This is a genomic window from Arthrobacter sp. Sr24, from assembly GCF_054511175.1.
This window is the reverse complement of record NZ_JBTNDB010000001.1, coordinates 302190-316874: the sequence shown is the minus strand read 5'-3', so window position 1 is coordinate 316874 and position 14685 is coordinate 302190. Positions and strand designations below refer to the sequence as shown.

The window sequence follows — 14685 nt, the reverse complement described above, 5'->3', positions numbered from 1 at the left end:
GCGATCAAGCGTGGCACATCCGCGGCGCATAGGCAGCAAGGGCGCCGGGCGGGAAATTCCGTAGCAACTTTCATGACAGACATTAGTGGGTGATCACCGTGGAGATCACTTCGTGGAGATGTTGACCATCTGCTCGCGGTCCACAACCTTCACGCGCTCACGCGTCACCTCAAGACCATCAGCGTGGACATAACTGGCACCCAACTGTTTTTCGTGGGCATCGAGCTTATTCCAGCCCTCCCAAGTGGTGAAGTCAATGCCACGTGATTCCAGCAAGTTCACAATGGCACTCTCGTCAGCAAGTTCGGCAACCGGAAGCCCCAAGCGGTCCTCCAGAAGGCAGCCAATGGTTTCCAAGGCATCACCCTTGGTACTGCCAATCAAACCAACCGGACCGCGCTTGATCCAACCTGTCGCATACAAGCCAGGCACCTGAGTACCGTCTGAGGCCAGCACACGTCCACCGTCGTTCGGGATGACGCCACGGCGAGAATCAAAGTCCACCTCAGGGAGTTCGGAACCGAGGTAGCCCACGGCACGGTAGACGGCCTGGACCGGGTAGTCAATGAATTCGCCGGTGCCGCGGACGTTTCCGGTGCCATCGAGCTCATTGCGTTCGAACTTAACGCCGGAGACCTTGCCACCGGTACCAAGGACTTCCACGGGGGTGTGTAAGAAGTGGAGGTGGAGGCGGCGCGATGCCGGGACCCGCGTCGGATCATGCTCTTCGGCAAGCCAGTTGGTCAGAGTGTTGACCATAATCTTGACCTGGTTATTGGACTTAATGGCAGTATCTGAGGCTTCGTCGAAATCGAAATCCTCCTCGTAGAGGACAATGTCAACATCTCTGGAATGGCTCAGCTCACGTAGTTCCAGTGGCGTGAATTTGACCTGCGCAGGACCTCGCCGGCCAAAGATATGGACGTCGGTGACCGGAGATTCTTTCAGCCCGGCGTAGACGTTGTCCGGAATCTCGGTGACTAGCATGTCCTCGGCGTGCTTGGACAGGACACGAGCCACGTCGAGGGCAACATTGCCGTTGCCGATGACGGCAATTTCCTTCGCGGTCAGTGGCCATTCGCGGGGGACATCGGGGTGTCCGTCGTACCAGGAGACAAAATCGGCACCGCCGTAGGAGCCATCTAAGTCAATGCCGGGGATGTCCAGGGCGGCATCCTTGGTGGCACCTGTGGCGAAAATAATGGCGTCATAGTGTGCGCGCAGATCGGCCAGTGTCACATCGCGCCCATAGGTGACATTGCCGAAGAAGCGGATATCCCCACGGTCCAGGACCTTGTGCAGAGCGTTCATGATGCCCTTGATCCGGGGGTGATCCGGAGCCACTCCGTAGCGGATCAGCCCGTAGGGGGCTGGCTGAGATTCAAAGATATCGATGCTGACGTGAACGTCGCCGCCGGCCACTTCCTGAGACTTCGTCAAAATATCTGCCGCATAGACGCCCGCAGGGCCGGAGCCAACAATGGCAACGCGTAAGGGGCGGGTGGCGTTCAAGTTAGCCAAGAAAGAAGTCCTTCCGAACTGGAGAATGGCAACATCAGCATAGTCACTGCATCAACTGTTGCACACCGGGGCGCCAATTAAGCGCTACTTTTCTAGTCTAATTGGCAACGCTCGGCGTCGGAAAGAGTCTGCTTGTGAAAGTGACCAACTACTCACCTAACTCAGCGCCGTTCGCGCAGCTCAGGCGCGCAACTCAGGAATGGTTTTAAGTGCAGGTAGTTCTTTCCTGGTCGATGCCGAACCCGCCACCTCAACAGATACCGTCAGCTACGCCGGGAAGATAATCCAACGCTTCGCGTGTATCAAAAACCTGGGATCACCCCATCAATTGCCGTCAAAAACTGCCTAACGGCCTGGGCTCGCGTAAATTGTTGACCCTTGATGCGTATTCTGAATCGCAATAGATCACATTCATTGCAGCAAAACGATTCTCCCAAGAGAGCCCAAAGGGAACCCAAGCTCTTCCTGTCCTGAGCCCTGGAGAGGACTGGGCGACGATTCTGGCTCTAACACCGCAAGTTCAACTGCTTGCAGGAGCCGTATGGCTGCGGGGCAATCATTACCGTAGCTTCCGATTCCACCGCAGCATTCCTCTCCACCTCCAAAACCGGTACTACCCTCCGCAAGCTGACTCTTCAAGAACCCACTGCAGACCCGATCGATCGACCTGCATACTTGGCCCACTCGGCCAGCAGGCTCACCCGTTGCACCCGTTTCCGCATCAGCACTTGCGATTTCAACTTCTGGAATGGTGCCGGAATTGCTGTAACAGACTCCAGCGGCGACGACTACTTCGCCTGCCGCGGCGACACCCAAGACAATAACTTTCTCCCTTGCTACTTGGGTGTGTCGTTCGCCGACCGGGCAGAGTATTACTCTCTGTCTGGGAACGTCTTCATCTCTAACCGCTTGGCAATCTGTAATAGCTCAGGCAATCTCTCTGTCACCTCATATCTGGTGGTCAGCTGCTACGGCGCTTACAACGCTTATTCCAAGGCCAGCCTCTACGACGCACAATCCTCGGACCACTGGAACCAGTGGCAGTCAGCAGCAACACCGGTCCTAGGCAACACTGGCAAACCCAGACCCAGACCCAGACCCAGGCCCAGATTCACCCACCCATCCACTCTGTCTGAAGTGGACATGGCATTTATTCTGCATCGGTGTTGTTATGGAGTCTGTGACAATCAGCGAACCTCAGAAAAACGGACCCACCGCCAAGCAGCAAAAAGCAAGCGGACCAGCACAATCCGAAGCCGCCACGGGCGTGCTCTACGGGGTAGGTGCTTACGGGCTATGGGGCATGCTGCCCCTCTACTTCATCTTGATGGTTCCTGCCAATAGTATTGAAATCGTGGCCAATCGCGTGGTCTGGTCAGTGCTTTTCTGCGCCTTGATCATCTCCATCTCCCGAGGGTGGAGCAAGATCGGCGCGGCCCTCAAGAGCCGGCGCATCATGGGCACCCTCACCGCTGCCGGCATCCTGATCTTGATCAATTGGCTGACCTACGTTTACGCCGTGACCACTGGAAACACGGTTGAAGCCTCCTTGGGCTATTTCATCAATCCGCTCTTCTCCGTGCTACTGGGTGTGCTCCTCCTCAAGGAACGGCTGCGCCCCTTGCAGTGGACGGCGGTGGGTGTTGGCTTCGCAGCCGTGGTGGTGCTGACGTTCAGTTACGGCAAACTGCCGTGGCTGGCACTCGTTCTGGCCGGCAGCTTCGGGATCTACGGCTTTGTGAAAAACCGCATTGGCGGCAGAGTCGACGCCATCACCAGCCTCAGCATTGAAACAGCGATATTGACCCCCTTCGCGATCGCCGCCATGGCGCTGCTAACGCTCGCGGGCCAGGCCACGCTGACTGGGCTGGGCGCAGGCCATTTCTGGCTCCTTGCCTCCTCCGGAATTGTGACCGCGGTCCCCCTGCTATTTTTTGGGGCGTCAGCCCGCCGTCTCTCCATGACCGGCATCGGGTTGCTGCAGTTCATGACACCGGTGGTCCAGTTCATCATCGCGATCACCCTCCTCGGCGAGGAAATGACGTTGGAGCGTTGGATTGGCTTCGCCATTGTCTGGGTGGCGCTGAGTATCCTCATTACCGACATGCTCATGAACTACCGCAAAACATCCCGGCTACGCAGGAGCACCACTGCATAGCTCCACAGCTGAGCAGCGAGAGAGTCAGCGAATTGATCGCCGCGGTGCGGATGGCTTACAGCTCCTCTTTAGTGATGCGTTCTTGGCGCCGTAAGGCTTCCTGGATTGCCAGCCCTTAGATTCCTGGGGATACGTAATCGCGGGGCACAACCACCATGGGCACCGGGAGGGACCGCAAGATCTTATTGGCGGTGGAGCCTAGGAAGATCTTGCGTTTTTCTGCCAGACGGCTGGAACCGACGATCACCAGTTCTCCTGATTTCCAACCAATTCCATCAATGGCTTCTTCAATATTGCGCCCGTGCGCGAGCGTCACGGTCACCTTGTTGTCCGGGAGTTTGGCGGCAGCCTGCGCCAAGACGGTATTCACATGCTGTTTGGCAGGGCTCAGAGAGCTGTCAAGATCGAAGTCAGTTTGCTCCAGCTGATCTATTTCCACGACCGACACCAGCCGCAGCGGTACCTGCCGCCGCCCTGCTGCAACGGTGCCGACGTCGAGCACTGCCTGCCAACCCTCGCGCACACCGGTCATGACAGTGAGCCTGGTCAGCGGCGCCTTACGGTTGTAGCCACGCGGAGCAAGAGCCACAGGCACAGGTGATGCATGAAGCAACCCATTGGCTACTGAACCCACCGTAAACCGCTTGAACAGACCGTTGCTGGCGGCACCCACCACAATCATCACGGCGTTGTCTTCTCTAGCTGCGTCGATCAGACCGTGCGCGAACGAGTCGGCTACGCGGGTGGAAAAGCTAGCTTCAACATCGCTGGGAACCAGAGCCAAGGCCTGCTTCTCGATATCGGCGCCTATGGCTTTACCCCCATGCAGAACAAAGACCAGGTGCAAGTGCGCGCCCTGGGTTCTAGCGATAACCGCGGCAAGCGCTACAGCGTCAGCGCCACGCTCATCTGGCCGATATCCCACTACATATTTCATGAAGCACCCTTTCACCCAGTGCCCGTCACATCATTGTGCGGGCGGTAATAGGACTGACTGTACAACGGCAGCGCGTCAAACTAACAGATTTCACTCCCCAGCGACGGGGTAGGCGTTAGGCTCAGCAACATCTTCAGCTGGCACCACCCGGGTCGTGGCCACTATGAAAACCCACCAGAACAGCACTAGTGTCCCCACGAGCACTAGTGGGCCTCCGGCTTGCGAAAGACTGTACGTCCACGGAGTGGTGGTGATATTTTGATCCATTAGCTCAATTCTTCTTCCCCGAGCTAATGGGAAAAATTGCGGACTAAACCACACCCAAATGCCGGCTGCTGTGATCAGGGCGCCTGTCAAAAAAGTCATCTTGGGTGTGGCTGCACCGGGGGTCCCTTCCTTGCCGGGATGGAGGACCACCACCAGAGCCAGAACCGCTGGCCCTAAAATCATCAGGTGCGAGGCGATCAACGCAAACACCGAATACCAAGGTAGTGGGTTGCTATCCATTTGGTAATTGACGGGGCTATAGAGCAATTTAGTGAAGAGTTGTTCGCTCAACACTGCCATCAGACCAAGTCCTAGCGTCACCAGTCCCGCCACTCCTGCTGCCGCCTGAAACCGCCATGCCTGTTGGGGGTATCCACGCGCTGCCAACAAGAATATGGCAGCCGTAATGGCCAGACCGGCCGTCAACAGGGCAGGCCCTCCAAGGAAAATCACCTGCCCCCATGGAATTACCATGATTCCGTGAAACGGTGTGGGGTCCAGACTTGCAGAACCGGGAGTGAGCGCGGTAGCAGAAAAGCAGAACGCTGACCCTGCAAAAACCAGCACAATGGCTAGGCCACAGATGATCCACGATCTGGTGGACCAATGGCTCACACGCCGAGTGGCGGGTCTTGCGAGCAGTTCGTGGATCCGCTCGTCTTCGCGCTCAGGCCCGTGCACCTGAGCTTTTTGTTCCACCTCGGCAGCTGCCTTCTGGCCCTCAGGAAGACTCGCTACGGGTGCAGGAACTGTGCGAACACTGGCGCCAGCATCGGTTGGCGGCTGCTTTTCCGGCTCCGATTCCGGCTCCGGAAAGTACCCTTGTGAGGCGTGTTCCTCGCCGCCCGGCTGAAACATCGCAGGGTAACGCCGATCAAAGTTATTGTTCCCCATGACACCTAACTATGCCGCGTCCACCAGTGAAGATCTTCCTGCCACCCTACACAACCGAGCTCACTGCAGCAGGGCTATGACCACCTGCGAATGCCAGTCTTGTCCTGGAACAGCGGCGGCACCTGAGGTGGGCAAAACGCCCAACCCAGGTGCCGCCGTCGAACGTCATCAGCGCTCTCGCAATGACGCTAAACGCGGTCTCTAGACTGCTGCGCGGATGGCGTCACTGAGGACGTCCAGGCCGTCGCCCAGCAACTCATCGCTGATGACCAGCGGCGGGAGGAGGCGGATGACGTTGCCGTACGTGCCGCAAGTCAGAATGATGACCCCGGCGGCCAGACAGGCACCGGCGATGGACTTGGCGGCCTCGGCGTTGACTTCCTTGGTGGTGTTGGCGGTGCCGGGCTTGACCAGTTCGAGGGCCATCATGGCGCCGCGGCCACGGATTTCACCGATGATGCCGGCTTCACCCAGTTCCTCGACCAGGGCCGTGAAACGCTCGGTGACAAGGCGTTCGATGTTCGCGGCGCGGCCGTTGAGATCGTGTTCCTTCATCGTCTTGATAGCTGCGAGCGCTGCGGCACAGGCAATGGGGTTTCCGCCGTACGTGCCGCCGAGGCCGCCGGGGTGCACGGCATCCATGAGATCGGCGCGGCCGGTGATGGCGGAGAGCGGCAGTCCGCCACCGATTCCCTTGGCCATGGTGATGATGTCAGGGACCACGCCTTCGTGCTGCGAGGCGAACCATTCGCCGGTGCGGCAGAAGCCTGACTGGACCTCGTCGGCGATGAAGACCACGCCGTTCTCCTTGGCCCACGCGGCGAGGGTGGGGAGGAAGCCGTCTGCCGGGACGATGAAGCCGCCCTCGCCCTGGACGGGTTCGATCAGGATCGCGGCAACGGAATCGGCACCGATCTGCTTCTCGATCATGGTGATGGCGCGGCGTGCTGCCTCTTCACCCTTAATGTCCGCTTCTTCGCGGTAGGGGTAGCTCATGGGCACGCGGTAGATTTCCGGGGCGAACGGGCCGAAGTTTGTCTTGTACGGCATGGCCTTGGCGGTCAGCGCCATGGTCAGGTTGGTGCGGCCATGGTAGGCGTGGTCGAAGGCGACAATGGCGTCGCGGCCCGTGGCCAGGCGTGCCACTTTTACGGCGTTCTCTACTGCTTCGGCGCCGGAGTTGAACAGTACTGTGCGCTTCTCGTGGGTGCCGGGGGTCAGTGCGTTGAGTTCCTCGGCGACCTCGATGTAGCTCTCGTAGGGGGTGACCATGAAGCAGGTGTGGGTGAAGTGGCCAACCTGCTCGCGGACTGCTTCCACCACGTTGGCGTCCGATGCACCGACCGAGGTGACGGCGATGCCAGAGCCCAAATCAATGAAGGAGTTCCCGTCAACGTCGGTGATGATGCCGCCGTCAGCGTCTGCAACATAGACGGGCACAGTGGAGGCCACCCCGCCGGCTACTACCGACTTGCGGCGTTCGTTGAGTGCTTGCGACTTGGGGCCCGGGAATGCCCCAAGAATCTGGCGTTTTTGGTCAAGACGGTACTGAATATCGCTCATGGACATTCCTTTCAAGAGGGTGAGGCAGGGGGTTTTGGGTGGCGCGGGTATGGACTAGGCCGTCAGTGGGGAGGACGACGGCGGACCCTGCGTGCCGCCGTCGTTCTTCCCACCACTGGGGTACTTACGCGTCCAGATTGCTCATGACGTGCTTGATTCGGGTGTAATCCTCCACGCCGTACATGGAAAGATCCTTGCCGTAGCCGGACTGTTTGAAGCCACCGTGGGGCATTTCTGCGGTCAGCATGATGTGGGTGTTGATCCAGACCGCGCCAAAGTCCAGGTCACGGGAGACGCGCATGGCCACTCCGTGGTTTGAGGTCCAGACGCTGGAAGCCAAGGCGTAGTCAACATCGTTGGCCATCTCCACCGCTTCATCTTCGGTCTTGAAAGTCTGCACCGTGATGACGGGGCCGAAGGTTTCCTGCTGAACAATGTCATCGCTTTGCTTCACGCCATCTACCACCGTCGGAGCAAAGAAGAAGCCCTTCTCCCCCACTCGCTTGCCGCCGGTGACAACGGTTGCGTACTCCGGGATGCTCTCCACAATCTTGACCACGGCATTGAAGTGGTTGACGTTGTTGAGCGGTCCGAAGTAGTTCTTGGACTCATCCGCATTGCCGGTTTCCAGCCCTTGCGCGGCCGTAGCCAGCGCTGCGGTGAACTCTTCATGCGCCGATTCCTCAACCAGCACGCGCGTGATGGCGGTGCAGTCCTGACCTGCGTTGAAGAAGGAATATTCTGCGATTTCCTGGGCGGTTTTGCCAATGTTGGCGTCGGCAAACACAATGGCGGGGGCCTTGCCTCCCAGTTCCAAGTGAGCGCGTTTGAGGCCCTTGGCGGCACCCGTGGCAACTGCGATGCCAGCGCGGACGGAGCCGGTGATCGAAACCATGGCGGGAGTCTTGTGATCCACCATGGCCGCGCCGGTTGCTCCGTTGCCCAAAATGAAGTTGAGGACGCCTGCCGGAACAATGTCCTTGGCGATGTCGGCAAAAACAAGTGTGCTTTCAGGGGTGGTGTCGCTGGGCTTCAGGACCACGGTGTTGCCAGCTGCCAGGGCCGGGCCGATCTTCCAGATGAGCATCAGGAACGGGTAGTTCCAGGGCGTGACCTGAGCGATGACGCCTACGGGTTCGCGGCGTACATAGGAGGTGAAGTTCTCCATGTATTCGCCGGCTGAGCGGCCTTCCAGCAGGCGCGCAGCTCCGGCGAAGAAGCGTAATTGATCCGCTCCTGCTGAGACCTCTTCATCCGCGATCATCTGTTTAACCTGACCGGTATTGCGGTGTTGGGCTTCTACAATTTCGCTGCTGCGCGCTTCAATGGCGTCAGCAAGTTTGAGCAGCACGCTCTGGCGCTGGGCCGGAGTGGCCTTTTTCCAGGTCTTGAATGCGGTGGCGGCGGCATCCATGGCCGCATCCACATCGGATTGGCTAGAGACGGGCGCTTTGGCCACAATGTCGCCGGTGCTTGGATTGACAATATCCAGGGACTCGGAACCGGTGACGGCGACGAATGATCCGTTGATAAAGTTCTGCAAGGTTTGGACCACAGTGTTCAACCTCTTTAGTTCGATGTGGAAAAGTGCGCAAAAATACGCTTTGTATGCGACAGCCTAAGCCCGGAGTCGATCTCAAGCGAATAGCCAAGTGCACCACGAGCTGTATTCTGCATAGTGCGTTTGTATAGTTGGTGCATGGCACTTTCCTTAGCTGACCTTTTGGGCGTACCCGGTCTGCACCTAAAAAATATGGGTTCCACCCGAACCCCGCTCACCACCGCAATTGACTGGGTTGCCGTGACAGAGCTGGAAAATCCGCAAGCCTTCCTCAGCGGAGGCGAACTGGTACTCACCACGGGCGCACGGCAAGGCACGGCTGATGCCCAGAGATCCTTTGTGCGCCAAATTAAGCGTGCCGGCGCCGTCGGCATTGGTTTTGGTATTGGCTTTGAACATGATTCTGTCCCGCCTGCGCTCTTGGCGGAGGCGAACCGTTGGGCAGTTCCAGTGGTTGAGGTCCCCTACAGCACCCCGTTCATCGCTATAGGAAAACTCGTTGCAGATGCCCGTTCCTCGGACCATTACTTCAAACTGGAACAGCTTTTGCGCGAGCATCAAGTCTTGGCGAGGGCTCTGTTGACTGGCGGTGGATTGCCGGCACTTTTGAAAAAACTCTCCGCGATGGTCGCAGCCGATCTGGTCATCACCCAGTACGGTGGCGAAGTCGCAGCAACATCACCGGGTGCATTCCCCGAGTCACCTAGCTGGCACCCGGTGGCCCTATCCACAGGCAAACGTGACGCCAGCACGCTCTGGCTCCGCCAGCCCTTTCACGACAACGGCATTGTTGACTACGCCCGAGGGATCATCAGCATCGAACTGAACAACCTGGTGCAGCGGCGAAACAGTGCCCGGCAAATCGCGGGGCAAGTCATTTCAGATATTGTCCGGGGAACGTTGGAACCGGCCGATTCAGCTGCACGGCTCGAAAGTCTAGGGATCTCCCCCACCGCTAAGAACTTTGTTTTGCTGGTGAGTACGGACGATGGAAAATTCAGCACCCTTTCCACCCTCACCTTGCCACCCGGATTAGAAACGGCAGTTGCTGCCATCATCAGCTCCGAAGGCCGTAAGGAACTCCTGCTGGTGCTGCCAGGCCAGGCCGGTGACCCGGCCACTCTGGGGCGGGCGTTGAGCCACCAGATGCACAATATTGGAATCCCTTCCCCCGTGGGAATCGGCGGGGCATACTCGCAAGCCAACGGATTGCGCTGGAGCTACTTTGAAGCGCGTGAAGCCGCCACCCGAGGGCTAGAAGTCAACGTGCCTGAACGGCTGAGCCTGACCTCGCTGCTGCTGGCCAGCGAAGACGTGCCCATGGGAGATATGGCTGCTGAGGCATTGGGGCCGCTCATAGCGTTCGACACAGCCCATGGCGCAGACCTCGTGGATACCTTGGAAACCTATTTGCGGCTCAACGGCTCCGTGGCAGCCGTGGCCGAGGCCTTGGCCCTGCACCGCAACACCGTCAGGTACAGGCTGACTCAGATCGCCGAGCTCACAGGCTACGACCCCGCGCTGACGCCTGACCGGGTGCAATTGTGGCTGGCACTAGCAGTGCGCAGGCTTACACCGCAGAGCTGAGTGCCGAGTTGGCGGGGAGTCGTGTTGGATCCCCTTGTCAGTCCCCTTGTCGTGTATCTGGCACCGCGCGTAGAGTTTTGAGCATCTTCCAAAAATGAGGTGTGGCATGGCCGTTTCAGAGTACCGGATCGCTGAGTTTCGCCGTCTGCATTCCGTGGGTTGCTTCGTGATGCCCAACCCTTGGGATCCTGGGAGCGCACGTGCACTGGAACAGCTGGGCTTTCCGGCGGTAGCCACTACCAGTGCCGGATTCGCTTGGACGTTGGGCCGCCCTGATACCCAAACCACGATCGAGGAAGTTCTCGCCCACCTGCACTCCATTGTCCGTTCAGTCAGTGTTCCAGTGAACGCCGACTTCGAACGCGGCTACGCAGCTGAACCGGAAACTGTGGCAGTGAATGTCAAAAGGGCCGTGGCTACGGGAATCGCGGGACTGTCTATCGAAGACGCGTCAGGGGACCCGCACGAGCCGCTCTTCGATTTCGATATCGCGGTGGATCGCATTCGGGCGGCGCGGGAGGCAATCGATCAAACAGGAACCGGAGTCCTATTGACAGGCCGGTCGGAGGGATTCGTGTGCGGCCGACCTGATATCGACGAAACGATTCGGCGGCTGCAAGCCTATGCGGAGGCAGGCGCCGATTGCCTCTACGCACCCCGCCTCACCTCTCCCGATCATGTCAGCGCCATCGTCACGGCGGTGGCACCAAAGCCGGTAAATCTGCTTATTAATGCCCCTTTCATGACGGTAGCGCACGCGGCCAGGCTAGGTGTGCGACGCATTAGCATTGGTGGCACGCTAGCGCGAACCGCTTGGGGCGGTTTTCTGCAGGCAGCCAAAGAGATTGCAGACGAGGGCACGTTCACCCACTTTGACGGCCTTCCGAATGTGGATGCGCTGCTCGGGAGCTGAGTCGGGCCGCTTAGCAAAAATGCCACCCTTTGACGTGAATGCCATAGTTCAAACTGTGGCATCCACGTCAAAGGGTGGCATTTTTGGTGGAACCGATGCGGTACCGAGGTTGGTACGCCATTGGTCCCGCCAGGTAAGCCCTAGCTCACCACTGAGGCGCCGCGTGAAACCGCCACCATGTCTTCGCGGGGCACCACCTTGATGCGTTCGCGCTGTACCGGACCACTCTCAGAGGCCGCTGCACCGAGTGCTTTCTCATGGGCGTCCAGTTCCAGCCACCCTTCCCAGGTGGTGAATTCCACGCCGCGAGAGTCAAGCAGTTCAACCACAGACTCCGGCGCGGCTTCGGCAGCCAGCGGCAGTTCTTCGCGGTCAGCCAGCAAGTGCGTGATGGTTTCAAGGGCGTCGCCCTTGGTGCTGCCGATCAGACCAACAGGTCCACGTTTGATCCAACCCGTCGCATAGATACCCGGCACGTGGGTGCCGTCGGCGCCCAGGACACGACCGGCGTCGTTCGTGACAACGCCACGCTGGTGGTCAAACTCCACATCCGGCAGCGCCGATCCAAAGTAACCCACGGAACGGTACACAGCCTGGACCGGGTAGTCGATGAATTCGCCGGTGCCACGCGCATTGCCCGTGCCATCCAGCTCGGTGCGCTCAAACTTGATGCCATTGACCTTGCCGTCGGCTCCCGTGATCTCCACCGGGCTATGCAGGAAGTGCAGGTGCAGGCGGCGGGAGGCGCCAGTGCTGGGATCGGCGGCGTCATCCTCTTGCTCAACGAGCCAGTTGGTGAGCGTGTTGACCATGGTCTTGACCTGGTTGTTGGACTTCACGGCAGCGTCGGAGGCGTCGTCGAAGTCGAAATCTTCCTCGTACAGGACAATGTCCACGTCCTTGGAATGTGAAAGCTCGCGCAACTCCATGGGAGTGAATTTCACCTGGGCGGGTCCACGACGGCCGAAAATGTGCACGTCGGTGACCGGAGAAGACTTCAGCCCGGCGTAAACGTTCTCCGGGATCTCGGTGACCAGCATGTCATCGGCGTGCTTGGAGAGGACCCGTGCCACATCGAGGGCCACGTTGCCGTTGCCGATCACGGCAATTTCCTTAGCAGTCAGCGGCCATTCGCGGGAGACGTCCGGGTGTCCGTCGTACCAGGAGACAAAGTCTGCACCGCCGTAGGAACCATCCAGCTCGATGCCGGGGATGTTCAGATCGGCATCCTTGATGGCGCCGGTGGCGAAGATGACGGCGTCGTAATGCTTCTGCAGGTCTTCGAGAGAGAGATCGGTGCCGTAATCAACGTTGCCGAAGAAGCGGATATCGCCGCGGTCCAGCACCTTGTAGAGGGCGTTGACAATGCCCTTGATCCGCGGGTGATCGGGGGCCACGCCGTAGCGAATCAGGCCGTACGGCGCCGGGTAACGGTCAAAAAGGTCAATGCTGACAACCAGTCCGTCACGCACCGCTTCGCTCTTGGTCAGCATGTCGGCGGCATAGACGCCGGCCGGACCTGAGCCGATCACGGCGATGCGTAGCGGACGATCCTGCGTTCCGGGCGCTACTGAAGTGTGTGAAGACACGGCTGTGCTCATTTCTGTGTGATTCAAAGGGGCTTATGGATAAGTCTAAGAGAGAGAACTGATAGTTTCCCGCGTGCCGTAAAAGGCGGTGGCGAGTTCGGCCGGCGCCAGTGGGCTAACCCGCACCACGTCACCTACGACGACGACCGCTGGGTTGCGCACTTGACTCGCCTGAGCGAGGCTCACGATGGTGCCGAGGGTCCCGATGGTGACGCGCTGATTCTTGGCGAACCCATTTTCAATGATGGCTACAGGGCAATCGCTCCCGCGGCCTGCCGCTTCTAGAATCGGCATGGAGCGGTTCAGCGTGCCCACCCCCATCAGCAACACCACTGTGTGATCACTGCCGTGTGGGACGTTTTCAAGTTCTTCATGGCCGCTGATCATGGTGAAGGCTTTGGCCAGACCGCGGTGAGTGACGGGGATGCCGGCCGCGGCAGGGACACTGACAGCGCTGGTGACCCCTGGAACAACTTCCACGTCCACGCCGCTTTCGCGGCAGGCGATGGCTTCTTCGCCACCGCGGCCTAGGACGTAGGGGTCCCCGCCCTTGAGCCGAACCACGCGGTTGCCTGCTTTGGCTTCGCGGACCAAGATGGCGTTGATTTCAGTTTGTGGAACCGGATGGTGGCCGGGGGTCTTGCCCACCTCAATGATCTTGACGTTCTCGCCCAAGGTTTCCAGCAGTCCACGAGGTCCGAGCCTGTCGGCAACCACCACATCGGCCTCGGCCAGGAGCCGGCGTCCGCGCACTGTAATAAGGTCTTCGGCTCCGGGTCCGCCGCCCACGAGGGCTACGGATCCGGTGCGCCGATTGAGTTCTGGGCTAAGAGGCCCACTTGTGGTCCCACGGTAGCGCTGCAGTGGCAGGTCACCGGTTGCAAGAGCTGCGGCAATGGCATTACGGATGGCTACGGCTCGCAGTGGGTCTCCGCCAGCATTGACTGCCACCTTGACGTCTTCGACGGTAGCCACTGCGGGTGTCCAGGCTGCAGACTCCTGCGCATTGGAGTGGTTGACGCACCAGACGCGGTTCGCTTCGGCATCGGCGGCTACCTGACTATCGATGGCCACGTGGTGGGTGGCCGCAACTACGTACCAGGCTTCTGCCATGTCCGCTGGTTCGTAGCCACGGGCATACCAACGCACTAAACCGGCATCCGCCAATTCCCGTGCCGCGGCGCACAGAACTGGAGCCACCAGTGTGACTTGAGCTCCGGCGTCGAGCAATGCCTTGGTACGGCGTGCCGCAACGCTTCCGCCGCCCACCACCAGGACGGGGCGGCCCAGCAGCCTGAGAGAGGTTGGGTAAAGATCCGTAATTGCCATAAAGCAAGACCTTAGAGAAGTGAAATATCTGCGAACAAGGTTGGCGTTACACCCGTTCACGCAACGTCACGCGAGGACATACTTTGGCCGGGCGCGGTCAATTTCTCAAACGGCTCAGGAATAGGCAGTCATGGCGACGGCGGTAAAACGCAAGGAAAACATCGGCTAAGTCATGAGTCTTCAGCGTCCAGGTACTGGGTGAAGTCCCCCAGATTAACCACGTCTCCGGAAGCGTTCTGGGCGAGCCCCACCGCAAGCGAAGCACGAATGTTCTCGTCTTCCCATGCCACGATCTCACGCTTAGGGATGGTGACCAATGGGGTCAGCAGGATCTCACCTGCGCTCCGCGCAGCACACACGCTCATT

At 59.3% G+C, this 14685-nt stretch carries 12 protein-coding genes; 3 read left to right on the top strand and 9 right to left on the bottom strand.

All coding sequences use genetic code 11. The features are described 5' to 3' along the window. Nucleotides 1-105 precede the first annotated feature (105 nt). Nucleotides 106-1521, bottom strand: a complete 1416-nt coding sequence (locus ACX80D_RS01565) for an FAD-dependent oxidoreductase (protein WP_459320789.1) — start codon at nucleotides 1519-1521, stop codon at nucleotides 106-108. A gap of 1004 nt (nucleotides 1522-2525) precedes the next feature. Further along, nucleotides 2526-2666, bottom strand: coding sequence for a hypothetical protein (locus ACX80D_RS01560; RefSeq protein ID WP_459320787.1), 141 nt, complete (start codon nucleotides 2664-2666; stop codon nucleotides 2526-2528). A 26-nt stretch (nucleotides 2667-2692) separates the two neighbouring features. Here ACX80D_RS01560 and rarD point away from each other — a divergent pair, with 26 nt between their 5' ends. Next, nucleotides 2693-3679: an EamA family transporter RarD gene (gene rarD, locus ACX80D_RS01555; RefSeq protein ID WP_459320786.1), complete on the top strand. Its 987-nt coding sequence runs from the start codon at nucleotides 2693-2695 to the stop codon at nucleotides 3677-3679. 115 nt (nucleotides 3680-3794) lie between these two features. On the opposite strand, the gene ACX80D_RS01550 is transcribed toward rarD, so the two are convergent. The 4 genes from ACX80D_RS01550 to ACX80D_RS01535 form a co-directional block, all read right to left on the bottom strand. After that, nucleotides 3795-4616 (bottom strand): universal stress protein, encoded by an 822-nt coding sequence (locus ACX80D_RS01550; RefSeq protein ID WP_459320785.1) that lies wholly within the window; start codon nucleotides 4614-4616, stop codon nucleotides 3795-3797. A gap of 90 nt (nucleotides 4617-4706) precedes the next feature. Next, nucleotides 4707-5777 (bottom strand): hypothetical protein, encoded by a 1071-nt coding sequence (locus ACX80D_RS01545; RefSeq protein WP_459320784.1) that lies wholly within the window; start codon nucleotides 5775-5777, stop codon nucleotides 4707-4709. A 201-nt stretch (nucleotides 5778-5978) separates the two neighbouring features. Beyond that, on the bottom strand, nucleotides 5979-7340 hold the full coding sequence (gabT, locus tag ACX80D_RS01540; RefSeq protein WP_459320783.1) for a 4-aminobutyrate--2-oxoglutarate transaminase: 1362 nt from the start codon (nucleotides 7338-7340) through the stop codon (nucleotides 5979-5981). Nucleotides 7341-7464: 124 nt separating this feature from the next. Then, nucleotides 7465-8895: a gamma-aminobutyraldehyde dehydrogenase gene (locus ACX80D_RS01535; RefSeq protein ID WP_459320782.1), complete on the bottom strand. Its 1431-nt coding sequence runs from the start codon at nucleotides 8893-8895 to the stop codon at nucleotides 7465-7467. 144 nt (nucleotides 8896-9039) lie between these two features. On the opposite strand from ACX80D_RS01535, the gene ACX80D_RS01530 reads away from it, so the two are divergent. Then, nucleotides 9040-10488: a PucR family transcriptional regulator gene (locus ACX80D_RS01530; protein WP_459320781.1), complete on the top strand. Its 1449-nt coding sequence runs from the start codon at nucleotides 9040-9042 to the stop codon at nucleotides 10486-10488. A 106-nt stretch (nucleotides 10489-10594) separates the two neighbouring features. Further along, the gene (locus ACX80D_RS01525; protein ID WP_459320780.1) at nucleotides 10595-11401 is read left to right on the top strand and encodes an isocitrate lyase/PEP mutase family protein; all 807 of its coding nucleotides are present in this window, start codon (nucleotides 10595-10597) and stop codon (nucleotides 11399-11401) included. 140 nt (nucleotides 11402-11541) lie between these two features. Here the strand turns inward: ACX80D_RS01525 and ACX80D_RS01520 are convergent, their stop codons facing one another. The 3 genes from ACX80D_RS01520 to ACX80D_RS01510 all read right to left on the bottom strand — a co-directional run bounded on the left by ACX80D_RS01520 (nucleotide 11542) and on the right by ACX80D_RS01510 (nucleotide 14684). Continuing rightward, nucleotides 11542-13002: an FAD-dependent oxidoreductase gene (locus ACX80D_RS01520; RefSeq protein WP_459320779.1), complete on the bottom strand. Its 1461-nt coding sequence runs from the start codon at nucleotides 13000-13002 to the stop codon at nucleotides 11542-11544. A 33-nt stretch (nucleotides 13003-13035) separates the two neighbouring features. Continuing rightward, nucleotides 13036-14319, bottom strand: a complete 1284-nt coding sequence (cobA, locus tag ACX80D_RS01515) for a uroporphyrinogen-III C-methyltransferase (RefSeq protein WP_459320778.1) — start codon at nucleotides 14317-14319, stop codon at nucleotides 13036-13038. Nucleotides 14320-14489: 170 nt separating this feature from the next. Then, a complete protein-coding gene (locus tag ACX80D_RS01510; protein ID WP_459320777.1) occupies nucleotides 14490-14684 on the bottom strand; it encodes a hypothetical protein in 195 nt (64 codons plus the stop codon). Nucleotide 14685 lies beyond the last annotated feature (1 nt).